This is a genomic window from Salinibacter grassmerensis (assembly GCF_947077765.1).
GTDB lineage: Bacteria > Bacteroidota > Rhodothermia > Rhodothermales > Salinibacteraceae > Salinibacter > Salinibacter grassmerensis.
This window is the reverse complement of sequence record NZ_CAMTTF010000004.1, coordinates 276,393-302,011: the sequence shown is the minus strand read 5'-3', so window position 1 is coordinate 302,011 and position 25,619 is coordinate 276,393. Positions and strand designations below refer to the sequence as shown.

General features: G+C 65.5%; 21 protein-coding genes. 7 read left to right on the top strand and 14 right to left on the bottom strand.

All coding sequences use genetic code 11. The annotated features are described in order from the left end of the window. The first annotated feature begins 124 nt into the window (after nucleotides 1–124). Complete coding sequence (locus OJB03_RS11440; RefSeq protein WP_263787565.1) at nucleotides 125–1,768, top strand: hypothetical protein; 1,644 nt, start codon at nucleotides 125–127, stop codon at nucleotides 1,766–1,768. Nucleotides 1,769–1,799: 31 nt separating this feature from the next. On the opposite strand, the gene OJB03_RS11435 is transcribed toward OJB03_RS11440, so the two are convergent. Both OJB03_RS11435 and OJB03_RS11430 read right to left on the bottom strand, forming a co-directional pair. Next, complete coding sequence (locus OJB03_RS11435; RefSeq protein WP_263787564.1) at nucleotides 1,800–2,474, bottom strand: 3'-5' exonuclease; 675 nt, start codon at nucleotides 2,472–2,474, stop codon at nucleotides 1,800–1,802. 298 nt (nucleotides 2,475–2,772) lie between these two features. Then, nucleotides 2,773–3,900: a tyrosine-type recombinase/integrase gene (locus OJB03_RS11430; RefSeq protein ID WP_263787563.1), complete on the bottom strand. Its 1,128-nt coding sequence runs from the start codon at nucleotides 3,898–3,900 to the stop codon at nucleotides 2,773–2,775. Between the two features lie 496 nt (nucleotides 3,901–4,396). Between OJB03_RS11430 and OJB03_RS11425 the strand changes: the two genes are divergently transcribed. Beyond that, a complete protein-coding gene (locus OJB03_RS11425) occupies nucleotides 4,397–6,472 on the top strand; it encodes a S46 family peptidase (protein WP_263787559.1) in 2,076 nt (691 codons plus the stop codon). Nucleotides 6,473–6,527: 55 nt separating this feature from the next. Further along, entirely contained in the window at nucleotides 6,528–8,750 is a 2,223-nt protein-coding gene (locus OJB03_RS11420; protein ID WP_263787557.1) for a S46 family peptidase, read from the top strand. A gap of 3 nt (nucleotides 8,751–8,753) precedes the next feature. Here the strand turns inward: OJB03_RS11420 and OJB03_RS11415 are convergent, their stop codons facing one another. The 3 genes from OJB03_RS11415 to OJB03_RS11405 all read right to left on the bottom strand — a co-directional run bounded on the left by OJB03_RS11415 (nucleotide 8,754) and on the right by OJB03_RS11405 (nucleotide 11,893). Next, nucleotides 8,754–9,677 (bottom strand): alkaline phosphatase family protein, encoded by a 924-nt coding sequence (locus OJB03_RS11415; RefSeq protein WP_263787554.1) that lies wholly within the window; start codon nucleotides 9,675–9,677, stop codon nucleotides 8,754–8,756. A gap of 451 nt (nucleotides 9,678–10,128) precedes the next feature. Continuing rightward, entirely contained in the window at nucleotides 10,129–11,073 is a 945-nt protein-coding gene (locus OJB03_RS11410) for a universal stress protein (protein WP_263787552.1), read from the bottom strand. Nucleotides 11,074–11,137: 64 nt separating this feature from the next. Then, nucleotides 11,138–11,893, bottom strand: a complete 756-nt coding sequence (locus OJB03_RS11405) for a glucose 1-dehydrogenase (RefSeq protein ID WP_263787550.1) — start codon at nucleotides 11,891–11,893, stop codon at nucleotides 11,138–11,140. A gap of 218 nt (nucleotides 11,894–12,111) precedes the next feature. On the opposite strand from OJB03_RS11405, the gene OJB03_RS11400 reads away from it, so the two are divergent. Further along, a complete protein-coding gene (locus OJB03_RS11400) occupies nucleotides 12,112–12,882 on the top strand; it encodes a hypothetical protein (protein ID WP_263787548.1) in 771 nt (256 codons plus the stop codon). 43 nt (nucleotides 12,883–12,925) lie between these two features. Beyond that, nucleotides 12,926–13,546 (top strand): SAM-dependent methyltransferase, encoded by a 621-nt coding sequence (locus OJB03_RS11395; protein WP_263787547.1) that lies wholly within the window; start codon nucleotides 12,926–12,928, stop codon nucleotides 13,544–13,546. Nucleotides 13,547–13,698: 152 nt separating this feature from the next. Here OJB03_RS11395 and OJB03_RS11390 read toward each other — a convergent pair whose 3' ends face one another. The 6 genes from OJB03_RS11390 to OJB03_RS11365 form a co-directional block, all read right to left on the bottom strand. Beyond that, complete coding sequence (locus tag OJB03_RS11390; RefSeq protein WP_263787546.1) at nucleotides 13,699–13,944, bottom strand: YgaP family membrane protein; 246 nt, start codon at nucleotides 13,942–13,944, stop codon at nucleotides 13,699–13,701. 43 nt (nucleotides 13,945–13,987) lie between these two features. After that, entirely contained in the window at nucleotides 13,988–14,293 is a 306-nt protein-coding gene (locus OJB03_RS11385) for a hypothetical protein (RefSeq protein ID WP_263787545.1), read from the bottom strand. A gap of 46 nt (nucleotides 14,294–14,339) precedes the next feature. Next, nucleotides 14,340–17,603: an efflux RND transporter permease subunit gene (locus tag OJB03_RS11380; RefSeq protein ID WP_263787544.1), complete on the bottom strand. Its 3,264-nt coding sequence runs from the start codon at nucleotides 17,601–17,603 to the stop codon at nucleotides 14,340–14,342. A gap of 52 nt (nucleotides 17,604–17,655) precedes the next feature. Next, nucleotides 17,656–18,747 carry an efflux RND transporter periplasmic adaptor subunit gene (locus OJB03_RS11375; protein WP_263787543.1) on the bottom strand — a complete coding sequence of 364 codons (1,092 nt, stop codon included), beginning with the start codon at nucleotides 18,745–18,747 and terminating at the stop codon, nucleotides 17,656–17,658. Between the two features lie 52 nt (nucleotides 18,748–18,799). Beyond that, a complete protein-coding gene (locus OJB03_RS11370) occupies nucleotides 18,800–20,131 on the bottom strand; it encodes a TolC family protein (protein ID WP_263787541.1) in 1,332 nt (443 codons plus the stop codon). Between the two features lie 133 nt (nucleotides 20,132–20,264). Continuing rightward, nucleotides 20,265–20,834, bottom strand: coding sequence for a TetR/AcrR family transcriptional regulator (locus tag OJB03_RS11365; protein ID WP_263787540.1), 570 nt, complete (start codon nucleotides 20,832–20,834; stop codon nucleotides 20,265–20,267). A 353-nt stretch (nucleotides 20,835–21,187) separates the two neighbouring features. Here OJB03_RS11365 and OJB03_RS11360 point away from each other — a divergent pair, with 353 nt between their 5' ends. Then, complete coding sequence (locus tag OJB03_RS11360) at nucleotides 21,188–21,397, top strand: YgaP family membrane protein (protein WP_263787539.1); 210 nt, start codon at nucleotides 21,188–21,190, stop codon at nucleotides 21,395–21,397. 59 nt (nucleotides 21,398–21,456) lie between these two features. Beyond that, nucleotides 21,457–22,710: an NAD(P)/FAD-dependent oxidoreductase gene (locus tag OJB03_RS11355; protein WP_263787538.1), complete on the top strand. Its 1,254-nt coding sequence runs from the start codon at nucleotides 21,457–21,459 to the stop codon at nucleotides 22,708–22,710. Nucleotides 22,711–22,719: 9 nt separating this feature from the next. On the opposite strand, the gene OJB03_RS11350 is transcribed toward OJB03_RS11355, so the two are convergent. The 3 genes from OJB03_RS11350 to OJB03_RS11340 form a co-directional block, all read right to left on the bottom strand. After that, nucleotides 22,720–23,367, bottom strand: a complete 648-nt coding sequence (locus OJB03_RS11350; RefSeq protein ID WP_263787537.1) for an NUDIX hydrolase — start codon at nucleotides 23,365–23,367, stop codon at nucleotides 22,720–22,722. Nucleotides 23,368–23,471: 104 nt separating this feature from the next. Next, on the bottom strand, nucleotides 23,472–24,707 hold the full coding sequence (gene icd, locus OJB03_RS11345) for an isocitrate dehydrogenase (NADP(+)) (protein ID WP_263787535.1): 1,236 nt from the start codon (nucleotides 24,705–24,707) through the stop codon (nucleotides 23,472–23,474). Between the two features lie 145 nt (nucleotides 24,708–24,852). Then, the gene (locus OJB03_RS11340; RefSeq protein WP_263787532.1) at nucleotides 24,853–25,614 is read right to left on the bottom strand and encodes a polyprenol monophosphomannose synthase; all 762 of its coding nucleotides are present in this window, start codon (nucleotides 25,612–25,614) and stop codon (nucleotides 24,853–24,855) included. Nucleotides 25,615–25,619 lie beyond the last annotated feature (5 nt).

The window sequence follows — 25,619 nt, the reverse complement described above, 5'->3', positions numbered from 1 at the left end:
CCACCCCCCCCACCACACACACCACTCACCATTGTTGCGTATCCGATGGAGGTGTCCCCCTCTTCTTCACCTGCCTTGTGTGGCAAAGAGCAGGCAATTCTTCCTGATGTACGGTACCTGAAGCATGGCAAGAACTGAAAACGTCGGCACAAAATCAGAAGCAGACTTAACTGGCTTCTCGAAGATCGACTCTGCGCCAGAGGAGAATTCCCGACTGCTGGAGAAGGGGGAGGCGACACTGGCAGCCTCCGAACCCTGGCGCCGCGTCGTCCCTCGTTCGTTTTGTGAGGAGATTTGTGCCTTTCTGGAGCTTGATACTTCGAAAAGAAAGCCTCCACAGGAAGACACGACGCACTTCAGGCTCTCCATTACACTCCTGATGTCCGTGGAGCACAGTGATCCAGACCAGCACATCGCTATTCCGTTTGAGCGAGTCGCGGAGTGTGCGGGGATGGAGTGGGATTTACGCAACCGCAACTATTTGCAGGGCGAGAACGCCACTGGTAAGATACTGAGACGGTTCTTGGAGGAGGTGCTTCCTGGCGTTGAGATTCTGGATCCCAGCTACAGCAAGGGTCTTGCACGCGAACTGGTGGGCGTACCGGAGGCGCTACCGGATGGGCTGTTGAAGAGGCGAGTCGAAGCCCTGAAGCCTAATAGTGAGGATGATGAAGTATATTTCGATTACCCAATCAAAAATGTCAATCCTACGTCTCGAAGTAGGGTCAAAAAGAAAGATGAAACGGAGCAAGAGAAGTGGATCAAACGGGCTCTCTGTAGCCCGCAGAAGCGCCTGCTGAAGTACCTCAACGAGGTAGGAAGGGGAAACCGTAGCAGTAAGTTCAGACCCGACAAGGATGACCTTGAGTGTGCACACCGTTTGGTCACTGAACAGTCGAAGTCCATACGTGCCCTGACCATTGCTCGCGCCCAACTCACAGCAATAGATTACGACCCTGTCCCGCGCTACAAGCCCTCCTATTTCGGCAACACCGTTCGGGTATTCACCTCCGGGTACTCCTACTGCAACATCAACAAGAAGCTACGTCGGACCCTGCAGCCGGACTGGATCGAGCTCGATCTTGCCTCGGCACAGCTCGCAATCGTAGCACATGATTGGGGGCTGACTGAAATCGAGGAGTTCCTCCAGGAGGAAAAGAGCATTTGGCAGAGCCTCTACGACTTTATGGGGTGGAAGGGACACAAGGGCGGTGTCCCGATAGAGGTCGCCAAGCCTTGTCTCAAGAAAGGACTCTATGCTATTGTTTACGGGGGAGGCAAGCCCAAAACTTTGGAAGTGATGGAGGAAAAATATTCAAAAGGGGTGGGTCCTTCAGTCAGCAACAAATTCTTTTCAAGGATCTTCTCGCACTCTTTTATTGAGCAACTGCTACGAGAGCGCGAGAGCCAGATTGCCCAGATAGAAGACCAAGGGAGGGCAACGGATACCTTTGGACGAGAAATCAGGCTTAGCAGTGACACTGATGCCCTGAGCGTGCTTGCGCAACTCGCTCAGTCGAAGGAGTTGAAGTTGCTTCTCCCTGCCCTGGACGTAGCGGAGAGTGAGCTTCAAAGGGCTGATGAGGCAGGAGAAAGCCCCCGATTTTGGATTGTGCTTTGGCAACATGATGGATTTTCTATCCATGTTAGGGACCGTAGCAGGAGGGCTACCTACGTAGAGCGCTTTCAGGAGGCGGTGAACAGTGCTGTCGGAGACTATCACACCCGATTGGAGGTGGGCTTCCCGAAGGACGAGTTTGGTGATTGAAGGCGGCTGAATGCCTCGAAAGAAGTACATCTCAGAAGGGTGAGTTGCCCCCCACTGAGGTGTTTTCGCAGGAAAAGAGATTTGCCTCTTGTTCAGAGGGGTGGGAGACACAGTCCGATGCTGAGATTATACCCCGCCTCGACAGTTCGAGAAAGCATCGGGCTCCTGCCTTCACGTCTGTCCCTGCGTCGTGGGCATCGTCAAATCCACTCCTGAAAAGCTTCTCGTGAAGCTCTTGGAGAGAGGGCCACTTGTATCCGTATCCCCCGTTGGGAAACGGGATCTTGCAGTAGTCGGTGGACGCCTTTTTGGTGCAAAGGGTAGTTGCATCCTGGAGGACATCCGGAATTCCCAGGCGCACCAGCTCCGCGCGAACGACGGGACGGTCGAAGGACATGCTGTGGGCCACGAGCACATCCGAGGCGCTTACAGCCTTGCTGAATGCCTCCAGCACCTCACCTCGTGGGTAGCCTTCTGCCTCGGCGCGTTCGGTGGTGATGCCGTGCACCGCCGCAGCGTCTTGCGGGATGGTAAACCCGTCGGGGCGGATGATGTAGCTAAGTGACCTGTCAATGCTGTATGGGTCGATGGACAGATGGGACCACGCAATCTGTACGACACGGGGCCATTTGTCGGTGTCGGTTACTGGAGGCTTGGGCTTGGGCAGCAGTCCGGTTGTCTCAGTGTCGAAGAAGAGATAGCGCATCGCGGGGCGGGGTTTCTGAATGAAGGAAAACGATACACTTCTGGATACGGGCTCCTTCTCGACCCCGCAACCGGTTTGTGGTATAGTCGTAAATGAAGAATAAGGATAGGGATGTACCGGCGTAGTCTAGGTCCCTGAAGCTGATCCCTGCTGCTGAAGCTCGTGCCGTCCAGGGGGGTGATCCGCTATATTCAGACACGGATCCTCTGGGATTGCGTGAAGCCTGACAGTGCGCAGAGGCTGAGCGTGTGCAGCTAAGAGAGGCACGGGTGCCCTGTGAAGGAGTAAGGGACTGGTGCTACGAGAATGCCCCGTTTAGCTCCTCCTGAAGGCGCCCGTTGGCGAGGTGCACGTACTTCATCGATGTGCTGATGCTGCTGTGACGCATGGCCCCCTTGATGACGATTGCTGAGGCGCCATTCTCGGCTAATCGGGTTGCGAACCCGTGCCGAAGTCCGTGCAGGGTGAGGGTCGGGCGCACCCCTGCCTTGTCTCGGTACGTTGCGAACTGGCGGCTGACGTGCTCCCTGAATCGCTTCGATGAGCGGTCCCACCGGTTCCCTGAGGGGGAGTGAAAGACAAATGCCCTGCTGCTCTTGTCATCTGTGTCGAGGGCCTGTAGGAGGGCCACAGCGGGCTCCACGAGGGGAATTGTGTCCTCGTTGCCACTCTTCTGTTCGTAGACGGTCAGGCGCTGGCGCTTAAGGTCGATGTGCGTCCATCGGAGACGACCGAGCTCGGACCCTCGTAGGCCCGTGAAGTAGGCAAAGCGGAAGAGCGGGATCAGCCAAAGAATCTCGCGAGGGCGGCACCCGCCTCCCCTTCGCTTCTCTTGGTAGCCCTTCACGACCGACTGGCAGATCATGTCAAGCTCCTCGGCGCGGACGGCTTTCGGGAGCTTCTTGCCAGCGCGGGGCTCCTCGACCTCGCTTAGAACGTCTCCTTCGCCTGCCCACCGGAGGACTGCCCGAATGTGGCGGTACCTTGTCTTCTGGGTCGTGGGCTTGATCGACGAGTCATAAACAAATCCCCGGATCTGGTTGGGGGTCAGTTTACTGAGGTCCGTATCGGGTCCGGCTCGTCGCTTCAGGATGCGCCAGATGTCCCTGTACTTCCGAATCGTGGACTCGGCTCGTCCCTGCTGTCTCTTCGCCTGAGAGAACGCCTCGATCACCTCACTCAGAGTGAAGGAGGTAGTCTCGGGAGTTTGGGGATCGCCCTCCTCTGGGGCGAAGACGGTCTCGAAGGGGTCGTGTCGCCACGGGTCGAAGTTCCCATTCCCAATGGCCCGCTCCAGATCGGTGAGGAGGTGGCGCGCCTCGTCTCTTTCGGAGGTGCGGAGGGAGAACCGCTTATCGGTTGGCTCCCGAGAGGAGTCGTGGAATTTCGCGTAGTAGGTGTCGTTGCGTCTGTAGATGGAGGCCATAGGTAGAGGTAGGGGACCTATGGCACCAAGACATGGCACTGGCTGGGACGCAGCCTGGGATGTAGCGCGGGCTTGCCCAGCACAAGAGGCTCATCCAGCACAGGAGGTTCACCCAGCGCAAGAGGGTCGCCCGGTACGAAGGGCTTGCTCGGCGCAGATGACTGCTGACCTTTACGGATGAGCTCTACCGACCCGAAATCAAGAGGTGTTTAGCGGCGATTGGTCACAGGGTTGTACACACCAAGTCGCCAATTCGGGTCAAAAAGTGCCCTCAGGCGGCGCTAAGGTAGATTTCGGGCGAGCTTGAAGAGATCCTAAGTCTCGCGCGTCTACCAATTCCGCCACTTTCGCGTGCGGGGTGTCAGGTGTTGCACCTGCCAAAAATGGGAATCGTAACATGGGACCGAGGTTCCGGTGGATCTGCGTCGGCGCCGGGCTGTACGGGCGTCATGTCCAATCCACCCACCCTGTCTGTTGCTGATCCCTTTTCCGGTTCATGACGCTCCGAGGCATCGCACTTCTTATTGGCGTGGCGAGTCTGCTGTGGGGCGGCCCCGTGGCCGGGCCGGAGGCGCAGGCGCAGGACCGGGGGGCACCGCGGTTTGGCCCGCCCGCGCCGGGCGACACGGTCGCAGCGGAGGCGTCGGATGCGGGGCGGATCTGGAGCCTCGTCGCGCCGCCGGCCGATCGGCTTGTGAAGCGGTACGGGATGGAGGTGGACAGCGCCTGGGCGACCCACCTGCGCCGAGGCGTCCTGCGGCTTCCGGGGTGCACAGGGGCGCTGGTCTCGGCGAACGGGCTCGCCCTCACGACGGCCCGCTGTGTGCGACAGCATCTGGACGCGCAACGTGACACTGCCGTCGTGGCTGAGCGGCCCGCCGATGAGCGCGCCGTGCCGGCCCTGCATGCAGACCGCCTGGTCCGGACGAGCGACGTGACGATGGAGGTGCGGGCGGCTCGGAAGGATACCGCCGAGGCGGCTGCGGTCTCCGCGGTCCAGCGGCGGCTCCAGTCGGAGACCGAGGCGCGTCGGCACGTGGAGGTGGCGACGGACGGAAACGGTGCATACACGGCGTATACCTATCAGCGACACGGGGATGTGCGCGTTGCCTTTCTGCCGGACCGGCGGATCAGTGCGTTCGGGGGCACCGACGCGGCGCTGACGTACCCGCGGCCGGCCTTCGATGTTGCCCTGCTGCGCGTTTACACGTCGGAGGGGCGGCCGTTGGCCCCCGACCACTTTTTCGAACCCTCTACGCAGGGGGTGCGTCCCGGAGACGCCGTGTTCTCGGCCGGGCCGCCCACGGCCACCCGCCGTGCGGAAAGTGCGGCGCAGCTTGCCGTGCGGCGGGACCTGGTGCTTCCGGAGCGGCGCGACCGCCTGGAGACGCGGGCCCAAGCCTTACGGGCTCATCTCGATACTGCTGAGGCGATGCCCGCGTCGCGCAGGGCCCTCCGAGACGCTGAGCGGGCCCTGAAACAGACCCGGGTACGCCTGGAGGCCCTTCGGAACGAGTACGTCCGGGCCCGTCTCGAGCAGCGAGACGCTTGGCTCCGGCACGCTCTGCGCCAAGACCCGGCCCTCCAGCGGCAGTTCGGGGGGCTGCTGGACAGCCTGGCTGCGATTCAGAACGCAAAACGGACGTATGGGGCCGCCTACCGGGCCTTCGGGGACGCCAAGGGGGGCGCGTACGGCTCGTCGACGTACCGCCGGCTGCTTCGAGGGGAGCAGGAGCCCCCGGCGCGCACAGCATCCTCGCATGCCTCAACGGCCACTGCGGATTCCCGCCAGTCTTCGCCGGGTCCTCCGGTCGAGACTGCCCTGCTGGCCGCCCGGCTCGAGGCCCTGCAGCGGCACCTCCGCCCGGACACCGCCGCCATAGATCGGCTCCTCGGCGGGCAGCCGCCCGCGGAGCGCGCCGCCTCGGTCATTGAGCAGCTGGCGTCGCCCTCGGCGGGAGGAACGAACACATTCCCCACCGACGGCCCCGCGGCCAGTGTGGCCGATGCGGTCGGGTCGCGGGCCCGCTCGTTTCACGAGCAGTGGCGAAACCTCACACAGACCGAACGGCGTCTCACCCGGCGTCTCGCCGAAGCTCGTCGCGCCGTCCGGTCGGTCCCAGTGTTGACGGGCGGACGCGCCCCCCGGCTGACGGACGGGCGCGTCCGCGGCTACCCGTACAACGGCACGACGGCCCCGCCCTTCACCACCGTCTTCGGCCTCTACGACCAGAACCGCGCGTTCGGCAGGGACGAACCGCGGGCCCTGCCGGAGCGGTGGCAAGAGGCAGCGGGCATGGATCGCTCGGTGCCCCTCACCTTCGTGGCCTCCGTCGACGGGGCGGTCAGTAACGATGGAGCGCCGCTCCTCACCCAATCCCTGGAGCTGGTGGGAGTCGCCGCGGAGGCCAACATTCAAGGCGTGGCGGGCACGTACCTCTTCCTGCCGGAGCGGATGCGGACCGTGGGGACGGACGTGCGCGGCCTGCGCGAGGCCCTGACGGCGGTGTACGGGGCGGACGCGCTGGTCGACGAACTATTCGGGGGCCGCTCGTCCGGCCGTTCGCCCTGACGGGCACGCTTCGGCGTTGCATTGCGTTCTCTTCTGTGTTGTGAGACCCATCTGCATGCGCACTTCTGTTGGGCGTCTCGTCGCAATTTTGGGAATAGGGGCCGCCCTCCTCACGGGCTGTGGGGGGAGCGGGGGCACCGTGTCGGTCCCCGTCGTGGAGCGCCCCGACGAGACCGAATCTGTGGACGATACGGTGGAGGCGACCGCCACGGAGGCGGTGCCGACCCCGTCGCCCTATGACACCGTCCAGGCCCAGCGGTTCGACCGCGGGCGGATGTGGGCGTTTGAGAACCTGCCCACGTCGTATTTGCGGGAGACCCACGGCTTTACCCCCGATGAGGAGTGGCGCACGAAGGCGCGGCGCGGCGCGCTGCGGTTTGGCAGTGGGTGCTCGGCGTCCTTCGTGTCGTCGAAGGGCCTCGTGATGACCAATCACCACTGTGCGCGGGAGCACATTACGGACGTCCGTCGGGACGAAGAGGCCCTCCTTGAAAATGGATTCTACGCGGCGTCGCGCGGCGAAGAACGCCGAGCTTCCGATCTGTACGTCGACCAACTCGTCGAGGCGGAGAACGTCACCGGTACGGTCTACGGTGGGCTCCGCCAGGGGCGAGAGGCCGAGGCGCAGGCCCGCGAGCAGCGCGTCCAGTCGCTCCAAGAACAGTTGACGGCTGAGGCCAGCAAGCGGGACAGTTCGCTTCGTGTGGAAATTAAGGCGCTGTACCAGGGAGCGCGGTACACAGCCTACACGTACCGCCGGTACGAGGACGTCCGGCTTGTGATGGCCCCGGAGCTGCAGCTCGGGTATTTCGGGGGGACGGAGGATAACTTCACGTATCCCCGCTACGCGCTGGACGTGGCTTTTTTTCGGGTATACACCTCGGCGGGCGACCCCCTCCGCCCTGAGCACCACTTCTCGTGGGCTACGGAGGGCGCCCAGCCCAACGAGTCGGTTTTTGCCGTGGGCCACCCGGGCTCTACGAGTCGCTTCGAAATGAGGTCTCAGCTCGAGTATCAGCGAGACCACGAGCTTCCCCGTCGCCTGGAGACCCTCCGAACGCGGGGCGACCTGCTCGAGACCTACATTCGCAGTAACCCCGACTCGTCCGACCGATACGACCTTCGGAATACCTATTTCTCGATCGAGAACACGATCAAAGGACAGACGGGTCAGCTTCGAGGACTCCGCGATTCGTACCTTCTGGCGCGGCGCGGCGCGGCCGTTCAGGCCCTCCAGGACTCCATCCGGGCCGTCGACTCGCTGCGGCAGTCGTACGGGACGATTGTGGAACGGATCGAGGGGCTCCAGCAGTCCAAGGTCGTGATGGCGGAGAAGGCCGGGGCCTTCGCGACGTTCGCCAACCTGGAGCTCGGGTCCCGGATTCTGGTGCGGGCGCTTCACGGATACTACTACGACTTCCTGCGCACGCGCGGTGCTCCCCCCGATCGGCTGGAGGCCATCCGGGAGGACGCCGAGCAGGTGACCAACTGGCCCGCCGGGCTCGAGAAGGAGTTCTTGGTGGCGCAGTTTGAAGAAATCCGGGCGGCCTACGGCGCCGATCATCCCACCGTCCAGCGACTGTTCAAGACGCGCACGCCGGGGGGGGTGGCCGACCGTCTGGTGGAAGAAAGTGCACTGATGGACTCCACCCAGTTCCTCAACCTGCTCGACGAGGGGTACCGCAAGAGCGACGACCCGTCGGTGCCGGTCATCGAGGCGCTGGCGCCCATGTTCCTCAACACGAACCGCCAGATGCAGGACGTGCGGGCGTCGGAGCGAACCCTCAATGCGCGCCTCTCGCGGGCCCGCCTTTCGATCTACGGGACCACGTTTCCGCCGGACGCCACGCGCTCGCTGCGGCTCTCGGACGGCCGCGTGCGGTCGTATTCGTACAACGGAACGACGGCCCCGCCCTTCACGACCTTCCATGGGCTGTATAACCAGTACTTTTCCCACGCTGAGGAGGCGTGGGCGCTCCCGTCGCGGTGGGTGACGGCGGTTGACTCAGTCGACCTCGACACCCCCCTCAACCTCGTCTCGACCGTCGACATCTCGGGCGGCAGTTCCGGGTCGGCACTGCTGAACGAGGACCTCGAAGTCGTAGGAGTGGTCTTCGACAGCAACATGGAGGCCCTGCCCAACGAGTACCTGTACCGCCGAACCGGTGCCCGGGCGGTGGCGGTCGACGGGCGGGGCATTCTGGAGGCCCTCCGCACGGTCTACGAGGCCGATCGCCTCGTGGAGGAAATTACGACAGGCACCGGGCCCGAGGGGTGAGGGTCACCGGTCGTTGCGCCCGGTCCGGAGCGCCTCGACGATGCCGGGGGTCACGCCGGCCAGCGTGCGGGCATCGGCCAGGTGCGAGGCGGCCCACCCGTAGGCCAGGAGCGGCACGGGATTGCGGGTGTGTTGGGTGTGGCTGGTGTCCTCCAGGTTGCCGTGGTCACTCGTCACGACGAGGGTGTCCTGTGCGGGATCGAGGAGGTCGAGCAACTGTCCGAGGAAGTTGTCGAGTCGTTCCAGGAGCACGCCCGGAGCAAGGTCGATCCGCCGGTGCCCCACCTTGTCCGTCTGGAAAAACTCAAACAGGGTGAGGACGTGGTCGCGGTGGGTCGCAAACAGGGTCTGGGCAGCGTCGGCGGGCGTGCGGGCGGACACGTCGAGCTGGAGGCCGTCCCGCCAGCCCTCTGCCGTCAGGTCCGCGGCCACGGCCCGGCGGGCCCGCAGGGCGTCGAGGTCGCGAAGGGACACGCCGGCCCCTGCGCAGCAGCGTGTCGTGACGGTCCACCGCCGCGACGGGGCCTCGAAGAACCGCGGCGGAAATGCGTTGGCGAACGCGACGCCCCCGTCGGGGACCGACGGCAGGGCCTGCACGCGATGGAAGAGGTTCTCGTGGTCCAGAACGTCGTGGGTGGCGGAGTGGGGATACGGCCCGAAGTGACGTCCCACTCGCTCGGCACAATTTACGCCGGTGAAGAGGGTGGCCTGTCCGGTGCCGCTCTGGGGCAGTCCGTCCATCTGCAGCGTGGCGTCGAGGGGACGGACGAGGTGATTGGAGGTGGCCCGTTCGGGGAGCGACTGGACCCAGGGCGCCCCGCCGGCCAGCCGCCGGAATGCGGCGCCGGCGTCGGTCGAAAGCGGGTTTTTCGGTCCGGCCGGGCCCAGTCCGATCCCGTCCAGAAAGACGAATAGAATCCGTCGCACGGCACTAGTGCTCGGTCCCTGAAAAGACTGTCGCATCCCTTACGCGGGACCGGGATTAGGCGAGACGGGTTCCACTGCTGTACTCAGCGTAAGAATACTTTACCTTTCAATCGGGCGATGGCCGCGACGCTGTAGAAGAGATCGGGCCCTACGCGACGCAAGGGATAGCGCTCAGCGGTACGGGGGCGTACGATGTCGCACCGGACGGACGCCTCGCTAGAGATCATTTTCTTCCGGTCCTGAAAGAGCCTTCGTGCGGTCTGCCCGATTTGCGGGAGCGTCCCTATCGGGCTGTGCAACCCGCCCACCCCCTGATGCCGGCTGAGCCGTCCCGGTGGCTCGCCGTCATCCAGGGTTACGTCTGGGCAAAGCCCGTCAGGGTGGGCGAGACGGATCCGACTGGGAAGTAGGGTCGACTGGAAGATGGCGACGGGGATGAGCGCGCCTGACCTCAGTCGCGGGCCGCAGCGGCCTCCGCGGTGTCCGACGACACGAGCGAGGCGCGATCCGGCTTGGCGACAAACACCGGGGTGGGGGACTGGCGCACCACCCGTTCGGCCACGCTCCCGATCAGCATGCGGTCCAGGCCGGTGCGCCCGTGGCTGGCGATGACGGTGAGGTCCACCTCGTTCGCGTCGATATAGTCGAGAATCTCGCGCGACGGCTCGCCGGTGCGGGCCTCGATCATTACGTGCTCGTAGCCGATCTCCGACCGGGCCAGGTCGGCCAGTTCCTCCTCCACGCTCCCAATCACCTTATCAGTCGGGAAGCCCATCTCGCCGAGGCCGTAGGCCGGCGGGTAAAACGGCTCCTCCACGACGTGCAGGAGGTCGATCTCGGCCCCGTAAGTGAGAGCAATCTCTTTCGCGTGCCGGACCGCCGACCGGGAGGCATCGGAGAAGTCGACCGGGGCGAGCACACGGCGGACGGACTGGTCCGGCGCCACGTCTGCGTCGGCCCGGACGGTGAGGGTGGGGCAGGGGGCCTTGCGGACCACCTCTTCGGTGACGCTCCCGAACAGCATGCGGTCGACCCCACGGCGGCCATGGGTGCCCATCACGATGAGGTCGACTGCCTCGTCCTCGGCGTAGGCCAGGATGCGCTCGGCGGGCTCGGCCGACTCGACCTGCTCCTGGGTAATGGGGAGGGCCTCCAGGTCCGGCCAGCCAGCACTGGTCATCGATTTATGGGGACGGCGGAGCCAGTCGGTCAGCCGATCGGTGGGAATGGGAAAGTTCGTCTTCGCCTCCTCGAAGTCGTGACGGTGCCGCCCGGTCACATTCAGAATGTGCAGGTCGGCGTCGTGCCAGTCGGCGAGGTAGGCGGCCTGGGGGAAGGCGCGCTTCGCCCCGTCCGAAAAGTCGGTCGGAAAAAGAACGCGTCGGATAGAAAGCATAAGCGGGATGGAGAGTTGTAAGCAGAACGAGAGGGTGAAGGGGGAGGAAAAGCGCCCCGGTCGACTACTGCGCCGTGAGGCCGCCGTCGAGGACCATCTCCGAGCCGGTCATGAACTTCGATTCGTCGGAGGCCAGGTAAAGCACCGCGTACGCCACGTCCTCCGGCTCGCCCATGTGCCCGATCGGGTGCATGGCGCCAAGCTCATCTTTCGAGGCCCCCTGCACCTCGGCCCCGTAGTCGGCCATCTGGGTGTCGATGTAGGCCGGGTGGAGCGAGTTGACCCGGACGCCGGCGTCCGCCAGTTCGATTGCTGCGTCTTTCGTCATGGTGCGCACCGCACCCTTGCTGGCCCCGTAGCAGGTGTGTCCGGATAGGCCGATGAGGCCCGCCACGGACGACAGGTTGATCACGGACCCCTGTCCCTGCTCCCGCATGAGGGGCGTGCAGTGCTTCAGGCCCAGAAACACCCCGGTGACGTTGATGTCCATGAGGTGCTTCCAGTCGTCGATGTCTATCTCGTCGACCGGCTCGATGTAGTAGATGCCGGCGTTGTTGACGAGGACGTCCGGCACGCCAAACGTATTCTGTACGGTGTTGACCACGCGCTCCCAGTCGCCCTCCGAGGTCACGTCGTGCTCGAAGAACGCGGCCTCGCCTCCGGCCTCGGTGATGCGCTCGACCGTCGCTGCGCCGCCCTCTTCGTCGATATCGGTGATGGCGATCCGGGCCCCCTCCTCGGCGAGGAGTTCGGCGACGGTCCGCCCAATTCCCCTTCCGCCGCCCGTGATGAGTGCGATCTTTCCGTCTACGCGGTCCATGATCGAACTGTGTCTGGTTGATGAGCGAGAAAAGGAGCCACTATAAGTTTCATATATTTCAAGTTAGATTGTTGTAGGGGGTTTCCCGGCATGGTCGTGGTACATCCTTGGAACCAAACATCGAGGAGCGAGGGAGGCGGACGGCGTGGGATCGGTCCGCCGAGTCGCAGATATAGAGAACTCAATCCCGCGCCCGTTCTACATCTCGTGCTCTGCCCATGCGTCGTCTTCGATGGAGTGCCGTCGTTCCTCTTTTGCTTCTGCTCGCCACGCCGGCGGTTGCGCAGGAGCCCGTTCCCACCACGGTGGTGGTGCGGGCGGTTTCGAACGACGCCAAGCTCATTCAGGACCCGGTGGGTGGGGCCCGCATCACGATCGAACACGCCCGCACCGGGGCGGTGCTTGCTGAGGGCCGCCAGACGGGGGACTCGGGCAGCACCGACAAAATCATCCGGCAGGCCCACGAGCGCGGCGCCACCATCTACGACGTGCCCGGCGCGGCCCAGTACGAAACGACCCTTGCCCTGACCGAGCCGACCCGCGTCCGCGTCACTGCCGAGGGCCCGCTCGACTACCCCCAGGCGACGCAGACGGCCTCGAAAACGGTGCTTCTCGTGCCGGGGGAGGACGTTAGGGGCGACGGCATCACACTCACCCTGCACGGCTTTATCGTGGAAATGCTGGAGCCCTCAGAGGCGGTGTTGCCCTCCGGATCGGAGCTGTCGGTCCGGGCCCGGGTGCGCATGCTCTGTGGGTGTCCCACGGAACCGGGAGGGATGTGGGACGCGAACGGGTACACCATCCGTGCGCAGTTGCTTCGGGACGGGGCTGTCGTGGCCGAGGGGCCGCTCTCGTTCGCCGGCACCACCAACGAGTACGCGGGCACGGTCCCGGTTCCGGATGGCGGGGCCACGCGCCTTCGTGTGATGGCTCAGGACGCCGACCGCGTCAATTTTGGGTCGGTGACGATGTCCCTGACACGAGAGTAGCTCTTCTTCCGGTCTGTTGGCATCCGATCCGTCCATTGCCTCCATGTCCAAGCCCGCTGCGTTCTGGAACGACCGCTTTGCCAGCGAGGAGTACGTGTACGGCGAGGCCCCCAACCGCTTCGTCGCTAGCGCCGCCCGGACGTGGCTGCCGCACCCCGAGGAGGTGCTTCTGCTCGGGGCGGGCGAGGGGCGCAATGCCGTACACCTCGCCCGGGAGGGACATACGGTGACCGCGGTCGACTACGCCGCGGAGGGGCTGCGCAAGACGGAGCGCCTTGCGAGGGAGGCCGAGGTGGATGTCGAGAGAATCCAGGCCGACGTGCGCGAGTGGGAGCCCGTCCGGATGTGGGACGCGGTCGTCGTCACGTTTCTCCACCTTCCCGCCGACGAGCGACCGGGCCTATACCGCCTCGTCCAGCGCTGCGTGCGTCCCGGTGGGCGCCTCTTGGCCGAGTGGTTCCGTCCGGAGCAACGCACGGACGGGTACACGAGCGGCGGCCCGCCCGATCCGGCTATGATGGTGACCGCCGAAGAGCTCCGTGAGCATTTCGCCGCGGCGGGCATCGAGCATCTTGAGGTGGCCGAGCCGACCCTCAGCGAGGGCATGCACCAGGGGTCAGCGGCGACGGTCCGTCTCGTGTGGCGCCGGCCGTCCTCGTCGTAGGCGCCCCATCGCCGTGCGCGCTTCTGCGTCCGGGCCGAGGCCCGACGCCGCCCGACCGCTCGTCTACGAGCAGCCCCCTGGCGTCGCCCCCGGCATCTCGACCGGGGCGGGCTGCCGCCCGCATCACACTGGGCCCACCCCGACACGTCTCGCTACTGTCGGGTCCAGCGGTAGACGATCTCGGGGGGGCAGAAGCCGGTGAAGGCACTCTGGATGACGTTGAGCCCCGCGAAGACCGTCAGCAGATACCACCAGGGACTCACAAAAAAGCCGAGGGCGAGGCCCGTGAGTGAGACGGTCCCGGCCAGCAGGCGGACGAGTTTCTCCTCGGTCGAGGGCACGCGGCAGACGCTGGACGTTGGGGCATCGGAGGGGTTTGGGGAGGCGGGGGTGGACATGGGGCTTTCGTCTTTGAGGGAGAAGAGCGGCGGAGTGGGGAGGTCAAACCGCCCGGCCAACGTTCATCTGGAATCCCCGGACCGGACGGTCCAGGTCGCGGCGCTCGTTGAAGTCCGCGATGGCGTCGAGCAGGCGGCCGGCCGGGGCGTCGTCGAGGAAGGCCCAGGTGAGCGTCGAGTCTGCAGGGGGCGTGCCGCCGCCGAACCAGGCGGGCGCCGCCCCCGCAGCGGACGACTGATGATGGCCCTCGATGTCGAGTTCGCTGAAGACCTCGATCTCGCGTTCGCGGAGCAGGTCATGAATGTCGCCGCGGTAGGTGTCGAGGCTCATGATGGCCACGAGTTTCATGGTCCTATAGAATCGGTGGAGAGAACGTGAGGAGGGAGTCGTGGGGCTATGCCGTCCCGTCCTCGGTGAGTGCCGAGTCGGCCAGGCGCCGCTCGATCATGTAGTAGACGAGCGGCACGATCAGGAGCGTGAGCGCCGTGGAGGCGATTGCACCCCCGATCAGCGAGATGGCCAGGCCCTGGAAGATGGGATCGAACAGAATGACCGTCGCCCCGATGACCACCGTGCCGGCCGTCAGCAGGATGGGGCGTGTCCGCACGGCCCCGGCCTCAATGACGGCCTGCCGGAGTGAGGCGCCCTGGTCGAGGCTGATGTTTACGAAGTCGATCAGCAAGACCCCGTTGCGCACCATGATCCCGGCTAAGGCAATGAAGCCGATCATGGAGGTGGCGGTGAAGAACGCCCCTAGGACCCAGTGCCCCAGTACGATGCCGATGAGCGACAACGGAATGGCAATCATCATCACTAGGGGCACGGTCAGGTCCTGAAACCACCCCACAATGAGGATATAGATCAGCAGCAGCACGATGGCGAAAGCGATGCCCAGGTCACGGAAGACCTTGTAGGTGACGCGCCATTCGCCGTCCCACTTCAGTGCGTAGTTGCTGCGGGCCTCGGGCTGGCCGGTGTACAGCTGGTCGAAGGAGTAGCCCGGCGGCGCTTCGATGGCGTCCAGGCGCTCCTGCATGTCGAGCATGGCGTAGACCGGGCTCTCGATGGCGCCGGCCACGTTGGCCGTCACATAGATGACGCGCTGGTGGTTTTTCCGGTCGATGTGCTTGTCCCGTGTCGTCTTCTCCACCTCGACGAGGTCGGCCATCGGGACGGTGGGACCGGCCGGTGACCGGACCGGCACGTTCCTTAGGTCCGCAAGGCCCGCCCGGCGCTCTTCGCCGAGGCGAAGCTGTATGCCCACGGGGTCGCGCTCGTCGGGGTCGTGCAGGGTCGTTACCTTCCGGCCACCAAGCGCCATCTTCATGGTCTGGGTGACGCGGGCGGTGGGCACGCCGACGCGCATGGCCTTCTCCTTGTCGACCGTGAAGGTATACTTCGTCTGATCGGCCTCCACGCGCCAGTCCACGTCCACCACGCCCTCGGTGGCCTCGAAGGCCTGGCGGACGCTGTCGGCCAGGGCGCGTTGCGTCTTCACGTCCGGGCCGTAGATTTCGGCCACGAGCGTGGCGCGCACCGGGGGGCCTGGGGGCACCTCCGCAATCTTGACGGTGGCCCCGTGCTTCTCCCCGATTTCTTGAACTGGGCCGCGCAGGTCCTTTGCAATGGCGTGGCTCTGGCGGTCGCGGTCCCCAGCCGCACGCAGGTTCACCTGCAGGTCGCCCTGGTGCGGGGCCGAGCGCATGTCGTAGTGGCGCACGAGCCCGTTCAGGTTGACCGGCGCGGCGTCCCCGGCGTACGTCTGCACGTCGGTCACGACAGGGCGGTCGGTGAGCTCGGCGGCCATCTCGCGCAGTACCGCGTTCGTGCGCTCCAGCGGCGTGCCCTCCGGCATGTCCACCACGACCTGGAACTCGTCCTTGTCGTCGAAGGGCAGCATTTTCACCGTGACGGCCCGGAAGTAGAAGAGAGACACCGAGCCGAGCAGCAGGAGGGCCGTTCCCCCGAGAAAGGCCCACCGCTTCCAGGCGCTGTCGAGCAGAGGTTCGATGGTGGCGGCGTACGTGCGGTAGACCGCCGTCTCTTCGAGCTTGTACTCGGAGTCGTTCTCCGCATCGCCCGTGTCCCTGCCGCCTTCCTCACCGGTGAGGTCCTCGTGCGAAGGGATCAGGCGGAAGGCCAGATAGGGCGCAATCACGAGGGCCACCACGAGCGAGAACGTCATCGCCACCGAGGCCCCGATCGGCATCGGGCTCATGTATGGCCCCATCAGGCCGGACACGAACGCCATCGGCAGGACGGCGGCGATGACCGTCAGCGTGGCGAGAATGGTGGGGTTGCCCACCTCGTCGACCGCGGCGAGGGCCGACTGCAGCTTCGGCAACTGTCCCATCTTGAAGTGGCGCTCGATGTTTTCGGCCACGATGATCGAGTCGTCCACCACGATCCCCGTCACGAAGATGAGCGCGAAGAGGGTAATCCGGTTCAGTGTATAGCCGAAGAAGTAGTAGACGAAGAGCGTGAGCGCAAAGCTGATGGGCACGGACAGAAAGACCACGAGGCCGCCGCGCCAGCCCATGGCGAGGCTCACGACGAACGTCACGGCGAGGATGGCCGCGAGCAAGTGGAGCATGAGCTCGTTGGTCTTCTCCGAGGCCGTTTCGCCGTAGTTGCGCGTCGTGCTCACGGTCACGTCCTCCGGCACGAGGGTCTGCTTCAGCGTCCCCAGCTTGTCGAGCGAGTGCTCGGCGATGGTCATGGCGTCGCGGCCGTTGCGCTTGGCGACGGCGACCGTGACGGCCGGCCGTGTGCCGCCCTGTGCCAGGCTGTCGGGCCGCGGCGTGCCCGCCCCGTAGGAAAAGGACGCGTAGTCGTCGGGCTCGGCGGGCCCGTCGGTGACCGTGGCCACCTGCTTCAGATAGACTGGGCTTCCCCGGTGCATGCCCACGACGAGGTTCTTCACCGCGTCCACCGAGGGGAGGAAGCCGCCGGTCTCTACGAGGTAGGACTCGTCCATTCGCTGAAAAGCCCCGGCGTTGGTCTGCTGGTTGGCGGCCCGGAGTTGCTTGGCGATGGACGGCGGGTCCAGTTCGTGGGCGGCCAGCTGGTTCGGCTGAAGTGCCACGCGCACCTGCCGGGGACGGCCGCCGTGCACGTTTACCTCCGCCACGCCGTCGGTCGTTTTGAGGTCGGCGGCCATCTCCTCCCCAATCCGGCGCAGTTCATAGTCGCCGGTGGTCTGACTGTGGAGGGTGAGCGTCAGGATGGGTACGTCGTCCACCTCCCGGCTCTTGATGAGGGGCTGGCTTGCCCCCGGCGGCATCTCGTCCATGTTTTTCAGAAGCTCCTCGTAGAGCTTCACGGTGCTGGTCGACGGGTCCTCGCCGACGTAGTAGCGGACCGACACCATCGTCCGGCCCGGCATCGCCGTCGAGTAGACGTACTCCACGCCGTCAATATTTGAGGCCAGCCGCTCGATCGGCTCCGCGACGCGACTCTTGACCTCCTGCGGCGTGGCGCCCGGGTACTGCACGGCAATATCCATCATCGGGACATTGATCTGGGGGTCCTCCTCCTTCGGTGTCACCCAGGCGCTGTAGAGCCCGATGCCGAGAAAGGCCGCCATCAGTAGGGGGGTGAGCTTGCTGTTGATAAATGTGCGGGCGATGCGGCCCGCGATGCCGGAGGTCGTAGCCATAGAACAAAACGACTGATGCGTGGAGCGACGGTGGCGTGCGGAGGGCGGCGAGCTACTCGGCCTGGACGGGCTGCCCGTCCGCGATACGGGGCGTGGCGTCGGTGACGTAGGTCTCGCCCGGCCGCAGGCCCGAAAGCACCTCGACGCGGTCCCCACGCTGCGAACCGGTCCGTACCCAGCGCAGCAGCGCGTGGTCATCACTCACGGCGTAGAGGCCGGTCAGCTGGCCGCGTTCGATGAGGGCGGTCTGCGGGACCGTGAGCGTCGAACGGGTCCCGGTCTGGTGACGAACCTCGGCGTACATTCCGGACTTGAGGGCGGTGGCGGCTGTCCGGTCGTCCGGGGCCGCGCGTGGCAGGCGCACCTGCACAGTGAACTGTCGGCTCACGGCGTTGCCGGACGGGTTCACCTGCGTGACCACGCCTTGCTTCTGCACGTTGGCGGCCGCGCCGATCGTGACGGTCGCGCTGTCGCCCACTGCGAACTGGTTCACATCCTCCGACGGCACCTGCACCACGGCCTTCAGGTCGTCGAGCGTCTCGACGGTGAGCAGCGGACGACCCGGGGCGGCCAGGGCCCCCTGCTCGGATCGCTTCTCGACCACGTAGCCGTCGATGGGCGCCTCCAGCGTGGCGTAGGCGAGCATGTCCTCGGTCTCCGCCAGGCGGCTTTCGAGGGCCTCCACCTGCGCCTGTGCCCGCTCGTAGGCGGTCTGCGCGTTGTCGAACTCCTGCTCCGTAGCACTGTCGCTCTCGCGGAGGGCCCGGATCCGCTCGAACTGGGTCTCGGCGTTGTCGCGGGCGGCGCGGGCCTCCCGCAGGCGGGCCTGCACCTGCTCCCGCTGGGCCTCCACGTTCTGGCTGCGGATGCGGACGAGCGTCTCGCCCTCCTGCACACGGTCGCCCTCCTCGACCGAGAGGCGTGTGATGGTGCCCATCATTTTGGTGGAGAGAGGGACCCGGCGCGCGCCCTGGATGGTGCCAGTGTAGCGTCCGTCCTGAGCCGCGGTCGTCGTCGCTGCGGTGGCGGTCTCTACGGGGACCGGATCCATCTCATCCGCGGGGGGCGAGGAGGCGCCCCCGACACAGGCAGAGGCGAGAAGACCGAAAAGGACCGGAAGGAGAAGAGAGCCACGTGCTGTCATTGGCGGAAAAGGAGCGTTGAGGGAAGCCATGGGAACGAGAAGCAATATGGAGTTATCGGGTCATTGACTGCTCCGTGAGCAGCTCGAGGCGGTAGACCGTGATGTTGTGCTGGTAGAGGGCCCGAAGGTAGGCGAGGCGTCGCTCGGCGAGGGTGGCCTCGGCCTGGAGCAGATCCGTGGTGCGGGCCATACCCTGAGCGTAGCGGTCGGCCCGGATGCGCAGGCTTTCTTCCGCCTGGGCCACGGCCGTCTGGGCCTGGTCGATGCGCTCCTGGGCGGCCCGCAGGTCGCGCCGAGCAGACGTAATCTCGACGTCGTTCTCAAGGGCCTGCTGCTCCAGGGCAATCTCTGCACGTTGCCGCTGCGCCTCGGCCTCCTGGGCCTGCCCAATTTGCTGGAACCCCTCGAACAGGCTCCACGACAGCGAGACGCCGGCCGTCCAGCTCTGTCCATTGGTGCCGAGGGGCGTGTCGTCGTACCAGCCCGTAGTGCCGCGAGCGTTCAGGGTGGGCACGAAGGCAAGCCACCGGGACCGGGTCTTCTCACGGGCCGCCTCGGCCTGTGCGCGCAGGGCTTGCATGTCGGAGCGTCGCTGGTTGACGGCCTCGAGCGACACGTCGCCCACCAGGGCGGATTCGCGCGTTAGCGAGTCGGTGGGCGCGATGCGCACGGCGTCTTCCAGCCCAATGAGAAGCCGCAATCGATCGGCAGCGTTGTCGCGTCGGGCGACCGCCTCGCTGCGCTGGCTTTCCAATTCTGAAACGCGCACCGCGGCCGCCAGCCGGTCGGCCTGGTTGATGACGCCCTCGTCGAAGAGGGCCTGTGCCTGATCACGGTTGGCACGGGCGGCGGCGAGGGCCGAGTCGATCACGCCCACCCGCCGTTCGGCCAGCAGCAGCCCGTAGTAGCCCTTCTTCACCCGGAACGCGACGACGGCCTCCGTGCGCTCGGCCTGGTGGCCGGCGGCGCGGGCCGCGTCGGACGCTGCGCGCCGCTCAAAGATGCCGTCGAGGTTCAGAATCGGCTGCTCGACCTCCAACTTCGTGCCGAACTGGTCCACACGGTCCGGTGTGTTGAGGGCACCTACCTGAAAGTCCTGCTGTGTAAAGCGCTCTTGTCGCAGCTTGCTGCCGAAGGCATTGACGGGGTCGGTCGTGAAGAGCCCCTGCTCGCGTGCAGTGATCCGGGGAAGAAAGACGCCGAGCGACTGCCGCTTGCGGGCCGTTGCGGCGCGGCGGGTCGCGTCTGCCGAACGGCCCGGGAAGCTCTCCTCCTGCGCCCGGGCCAGCGTCTCGTCCAGCGACAGAGACAAAACGGCGGATGTGTCCTCGTCGGCGGCTGGCGCCGGCTGCGCTATCCCACGAACAGGGAGAAGCACAACCATGCCGAGCATCAACATCCACGGCACACCCCCGGCTCGACACCCGGATGTGAGTGATCGTTCGCTCACAACTGAGAGATACATATATAACTAGGCGGGTTTGTGGTGGAGAAATTGGTGTGGTACACCTGTTGGGTCAGCCTGGTCGGCCCATCGCCAGTCGGCGGGCCGCATCGACTGTCTGGTCGATCGCGTCCTGTGTGCGCAAAGGAAGGGTATCGGTCTTTAAGAAGAGGACAGTACGCTGAACCATCGCGAGAATCCACCCGGCGACGAGAAGGGAAGACGTCTCCCGAAAGACGCCCTGTTGCGTACCCTCGTCGAGCACACTGGCAAACAGCCGGATCGGGGAGGGTGGAGCGTCATTCCCGTTCGTGCCCACGACGCCCGACTTCCGGGCCGAGAGCAAGTAGGTGCACGAAGCGGGCCGGGAGGAATAAAAATCGAACACCCCGCGCACGAGGGCCTCCAGCCGCTCGGTCGGGGTGGACGTTTCCTCGTCGGCGTCCGTGAGGGTGTCGCGAAGCTGACTCAGGCAGCGCCGGTAGAGCCACTGAGCAAGGTCGGCCTTTCCGTCAAAATGGCGGTAGAGCGTGCCTTCGGCCGCCCCGGCGTGCTCCGCAATTTCACGAGTCGTAGTGGCCTCGATGCCGTTCTCGGCAAAGAGGGTGAGGGCGGCCTCGCAAATGTCGTCTCGCTTGGTCATGGGTGGAGGCGAACGGAAAAACGCCCCGTCTGTGGGAGGCTGGTGAATGCTAGAGGAATCTTGATCGTGCGCTGGGCACTGCAGTCGGCCATCACTCTCAAGCCAGGGGTCATGAGTGAGTAATCACTCACAATAGGTCTATGACAGCCACCCCTGCAAGTTCGGCGGTTCGCGGGGAGTTCAAATACAGCAGGACGTACTCGTGCCAAGCGGCGTGTCGAACAACCAGCACGTCTCCACTGGAACTTCCCGGTTGGGCACTGGTGCCAGAAATGAGTGATCAATCACTCACAACGCCGCGCTTGCCCAATCATGCGGCTCTCCCCGGTCCCTCTCCGATCCACGCTCCCGTCATGACGCACAACATGGGATCCCTCGACCGACTCTTCCGAGCCCTCGCCGCCCTTTCGGTAGGGATGCTGTACGCCACCGGCGTCCTCGGTGGCACCACGGCACTCGTTCTCGGCGCTGGGGCCGTGGCGTTTCTCCTGACGAGTTTCGTCGGAACGTGTCCCTTGTACTTCCCCCTCGGCCTCTCGACGCGGCGTGAGCAGCGCAGCTGATGGAGGGGTTGCCTGCCGACGGTGCGCCTGGCCGCGAGCACTCTCCACTCTCATGTTTGATGGATCGCAGTCCGATGACCGAGCCGTTGCATATCGTTCTTGTCGGGGGAGGGCACGCCATGCTGCCCAGTCTCGCCCACGCCCAGGACTGGACCGATGCAGGGATCAAAGTGACCCTCATCGATCCCCAACGCTGGCTCTACTACTCGGGCATGGTGCCGGAGCACCTGGGCGGGGTGTACGCGGTCGACGATATTCGCGTTGATCTGCGAAGGCTGGCCCATAGGGCAGGTGCCACGCACGTGACGGCGCGGGCCACCGCCCTCGACCCGGAGGCCCGCGTGGTCACGACGGATGAGGGGGAGACCATCCCCTACGACGTGCTGGCGATCGATGTCGGAGGGGTGAACCCGGCCCTGCCCGACGCTGCGGTGGGCACGAAGCCGATCTATCGCATCCGCGCCCTCAGTCCTCACTTGAAACAGGTGCTCGACGCCCCGACGGAGACCCTGGGCCTGACGATCGTGGGGGGCGGTGCGGCCGGAGTAGAGGTGGCCCTCAACATCACGGGACGGTTCGCCGGGGCCGGCCGGACGGCGGATCTCTCGCTGACGGTTGTTGAGCAGTCGGGGAGGATTCTGCCGGGATTTCCCGAAGGCATGCGCGCCTACGCAGCCCGGCTGCTCCGAGAACGAGGCGCGACCATCCGGACGGCGACGACGGTCGGCCAGGTCCGCGGAGCTGATGGAGACCGCACGCAGGTAGACATGCGGACGGGCACGGGCGAACACGACACGGTCCACCCCGACGCGGTGCTCTGGAGCACCGGGGCCGTCGCACCGCCCCTGCTCCGTGAAAGCGGGCTGTCGACGGACGAGCGAGGCTTTCTGCACACAACCCGTCGCCTGCGCACCCCCACCCATCCCCGCATCTTCGCCGCCGGCGATTGCGGGACCATTCCGGAGTTGAATCTGGACAAGGTGGGCGTGCACGCCGTGAAGCAGGGGCCGGATCTCCGGACGAATCTCGACACCACCCTGCGTCGGCTCGCCGAGGACGGCTCGGCCCCGGTCGCGTCGGCCCTGACCGCCTTTCGCCCGTACCCAGTCGCGCCGCTGGTGCTCTCAACCGGAGCGCGCCGTGCCATCTGGACGGCGGGCCCCCTGTGGATGGCCCGCTCGTGGTTCCTTCGGCTCAAGCACTGGGTCGACCGGCGGTGGATTCAGCGCTACGCGCCGGAGCAGTGGGGGGCAGCGGGCTGGCGCTCGCTGGTGGCGGCCGAGGCGGCATCGGATCCCGACGGCAACGAATAGGGAGGGGGGCTACTCGGCCGCCCCCGTCGCGTCACGCACCACGGCCAGGAACTCGGCCAGCATCATGGCGGTGGCCCCCCACACGGTGTGGCCGGCCACGTCGTAGTACGGCACGTCCACGTCCGCCCCGTTGAGGGGGCGCGTCTCGGTCGTGCGGGTGGCCGGGTCCAGAAGATGAGCGAGGGGGACCCGAAGAATCCGCCCAACCTCCGCGTCGGTGGGGCGAAGGGACGCGGTGGACGGAGCGTGGCCCACGAACGGGTGCACGCAAAAGTTGGAGGGCGGGATGAAGAGCGGCGTCAGGGCGCCGAGCACGTCTACGGAGGCCGGGGACAGATCAATCTCTTCCTCCGCCTCCCGCAGGGCCGTGCCCGAGAGCGACTCGTCGGGTTCCCGCCGGCCCCCCGGAAACGAAATTTGACCGGCATGGTCGGGAAGATGGTCGCGCCGGACCGTCAGCACCACACAGGGGGCCGCGTCGTCTGGACGCAAGAGCACCAGCACCCCGGCCTCCCGACAGTCTCGCGTGTCCACCGAGAGGTCGGCCTGCCGGGCCGGATACCGGGGCGCCATGCGGAGGTGGGCCTCATGGCCCGGCAGCGGGCCGCCCAGGCGTTCGGCAAGGCGGGGCGCAAGACTGGAGAGCGAGAAGGCCATGAGCCGATGCGGTGCACTGGACGGTGAGGGGCGAACAGAGAAACGGCACCGTGGGGGCCACGATGCCGCTCTTTCGCTGTGGGGGAGCCGGGCGTCCGGAACGATTATCCCATGTTGTCCACCACGGCCTGCCCGAACTCGCTGCACTTGAGCAGCTCGGCATCCTCCAGGTTGCGCTCGAAGTCGTACGTCACGCGCTTCTGCTGGATCGTTTTCGCCAGGCCCTCGAGAATGACCTCGGAGGCCTCCTCCCAGCCCATGTACTCGAACATGAGGCGGCCCGAAAGAATGAGTGCGGACGGGTTGACCTTGTCCTGGCCGGCGTATTTGTTGGCGGAGCCGTGAACGGGCTCGGCCAGGCAGGCGGCGTCGCCGAAGTTGGCGCCCGGCGCCACGCCGAGGCCGCCAATCTGGGCCCCGCAGGCGTCCGACAGGTAGTCGCCGTTGAGGTTCGGCATCGCCAGCACGTCGTACTGGTCGGTCCGCGTCTGCACCTGCTGCAGCATGTTGTCGGCGATCCGGTCGTTGACCACGACCGCATCCTCGGGCGGGTCGCCGTCGCGCTCCTCCCAGAGCGTGTCTTCGGTGATCACCTCGTCGCCGTACTCCGACTCGGCCACCTCGTAGCCCCAGTCGCGGAAGGCGCCCTCGGTAAACTTCATGATGTTGCCCTTGTGGACGAGGGTGACAAACTGGTGCCCGTCGGACTCCAGGGCGTAGTCGATAGCCTCGCGGACGAGTCGCTTGGTTCCGAACTCCGTGATCGGCTTGATCCCGATCCCGACCGGGCCATCGTGGATGGTGTCGTCGAAGCCCATCTGCTCCTCGACGAATGCTCGAACCTGCTCTGCGCCCTCGGTCTCGGCCTCCCACTCGATGCCGGCGTACACGTCCTCGGTGTTTTCCCGGAACGTGACCATGTCCATCTGCTCCGGATTTTTCATCGGCGAGGGCACGCCGTCGATGTAGTAGGTAGGGCGGACGTTGGCGTAGAGGTCCAGCTTCTGGCGCAGGGCGACGTTCAGCGACCGGAAGCCGGCGCCCACGGGGGTCGTGAGGGGGCCCTTGATGGCGACGCGGTGCTCGCGGATGGTCTCCACTGTGTTTTCGGGGAGAAGCTCACCGGTGTGCTCCTTGGCCTTCTCGCCGGCCAAGACTTCGGTCCACTCGACGGCGCGCTCGCCGTCGTAGGCCGTCTCCACGGCGGCGTCGAACACCGGACGGGTCGCGGCCCAGATGTCGGCCCCCACGCCGTCGCCTTCGATGTAAGGGATAACGGGGACGTCGGGGACGTGAAGGGCGTCGCCCTCTCGTGTGATGCGTTCGCCGGAGGTGCTCATGGTTGGGTCAAGTTGTTGAACGAGAGAAGATGAACAAACGGAAGCGGCAGACGTGGCTCAATGTTCTAAAGTAAAACGCAGTGGCGACTCCCGCCACCAGGAAACCGAAAAAACGAGGAAGCGCGTAGGCCCCGTCGACCGCGTGCTACAGTCGTCCGAGGAGATCCTGGAGCCGCAGCTCCCACACCTTCAGGGCCGCCTCCGCCACGATTTCGCGTCGCATCTTCGACTGGCCCTCGGTCCGCTCCGTGAAGACGACCGGCACTTCCTTAAACTGGAAGCCTGCCCGCCAGGTACGGTAGTGCATCTCGACCTGAAAGGCGTACCCGTCGGAGTTGACGTGGTCGAGCGGCAGGGTCTCCAGCACGCGCCGGTGGAAGCACTTGAACCCGGCGGTCACGTCCAAGAGGGGCAGGCGGGTAATGGCACGGGTGTAGACGCCGGCCCCGTAGGAGAGGACGAGCCGGGAGAGCGGCCAGTTGATCACGCGGACCCCTTCCACGTACCGCGACCCGATGGCGAGGTCTACCTCTCCCTCTCGTACCGGCGCGATGAGGCGCGGCAGGTCATTGGGATCGTGGGAGAGGTCGGCGTCCATCTCGCAGATATAGGTGTAGTCCTGCGCCAGGGCGTACCGGAAGCCGCGGAGGTAGGCGGTGCCCAGGCCGAGCTTGCCGCTTCGCTCGATCAGGTGAACCCGGTCGGGCGCGTCCGTCTTCTTCGACCGCACGAGGTCGGCGGTCCCGTCCGTCGAGTTGTCGTCCACGACGAGGACGGAAAGGGGAGGCGACTGCTCCAGCACCTGCTCAATCACCGGGCTGATGTTGTCGGCCTCGTTGTAGGTAGGAACGATGACCAGGGCGTCGGAGGGAGCTGCATCGGAGGTGGACGGAGACGGATCGGACACCGACG

What these genes read in the sequence shown, in the direction of transcription:
- OJB03_RS11440 (WP_263787565.1), top strand. Translation starts at nt 125, where the DNA reads ATGGCAAGAACTGAAAACGTCGGCACAAAATCAGAAGCAGACTTAACT.
- OJB03_RS11435 (WP_263787564.1), bottom strand. Translation starts at nt 2,474, where the DNA reads ATGCGCTATCTCTTCTTCGACACTGAGACAACCGGACTGCTGCCCAAG.
- OJB03_RS11430 (WP_263787563.1), bottom strand. Translation starts at nt 3,900, where the DNA reads ATGGCCTCCATCTACAGACGCAACGACACCTACTACGCGAAATTCCAC.
- OJB03_RS11425 (WP_263787559.1), top strand. Translation starts at nt 4,397, where the DNA reads ATGACGCTCCGAGGCATCGCACTTCTTATTGGCGTGGCGAGTCTGCTG.
- OJB03_RS11420 (WP_263787557.1), top strand. Translation starts at nt 6,528, where the DNA reads ATGCGCACTTCTGTTGGGCGTCTCGTCGCAATTTTGGGAATAGGGGCC.
- OJB03_RS11410 (WP_263787552.1), bottom strand. Translation starts at nt 11,073, where the DNA reads ATGCTTTCTATCCGACGCGTTCTTTTTCCGACCGACTTTTCGGACGGG.
- OJB03_RS11405 (WP_263787550.1), bottom strand. Translation starts at nt 11,893, where the DNA reads ATGGACCGCGTAGACGGAAAGATCGCACTCATCACGGGCGGCGGAAGG.
- OJB03_RS11400 (WP_263787548.1), top strand. Translation starts at nt 12,112, where the DNA reads ATGCGTCGTCTTCGATGGAGTGCCGTCGTTCCTCTTTTGCTTCTGCTC.
- OJB03_RS11395 (WP_263787547.1), top strand. Translation starts at nt 12,926, where the DNA reads ATGTCCAAGCCCGCTGCGTTCTGGAACGACCGCTTTGCCAGCGAGGAG.
- OJB03_RS11390 (WP_263787546.1), bottom strand. Translation starts at nt 13,944, where the DNA reads ATGTCCACCCCCGCCTCCCCAAACCCCTCCGATGCCCCAACGTCCAGC.
- OJB03_RS11385 (WP_263787545.1), bottom strand. Translation starts at nt 14,293, where the DNA reads ATGAAACTCGTGGCCATCATGAGCCTCGACACCTACCGCGGCGACATT.
- OJB03_RS11380 (WP_263787544.1), bottom strand. Translation starts at nt 17,603, where the DNA reads ATGGCTACGACCTCCGGCATCGCGGGCCGCATCGCCCGCACATTTATC.
- OJB03_RS11375 (WP_263787543.1), bottom strand. Translation starts at nt 18,747, where the DNA reads ATGACAGCACGTGGCTCTCTTCTCCTTCCGGTCCTTTTCGGTCTTCTC.
- OJB03_RS11370 (WP_263787541.1), bottom strand. Translation starts at nt 20,131, where the DNA reads ATGGTTGTGCTTCTCCCTGTTCGTGGGATAGCGCAGCCGGCGCCAGCC.
- OJB03_RS11365 (WP_263787540.1), bottom strand. Translation starts at nt 20,834, where the DNA reads ATGACCAAGCGAGACGACATTTGCGAGGCCGCCCTCACCCTCTTTGCC.
- OJB03_RS11360 (WP_263787539.1), top strand. Translation starts at nt 21,188, where the DNA reads ATGACGCACAACATGGGATCCCTCGACCGACTCTTCCGAGCCCTCGCC.
- OJB03_RS11355 (WP_263787538.1), top strand. Translation starts at nt 21,457, where the DNA reads ATGGATCGCAGTCCGATGACCGAGCCGTTGCATATCGTTCTTGTCGGG.
- OJB03_RS11350 (WP_263787537.1), bottom strand. Translation starts at nt 23,367, where the DNA reads ATGGCCTTCTCGCTCTCCAGTCTTGCGCCCCGCCTTGCCGAACGCCTG.
- icd (WP_263787535.1), bottom strand. Translation starts at nt 24,707, where the DNA reads ATGAGCACCTCCGGCGAACGCATCACACGAGAGGGCGACGCCCTTCAC.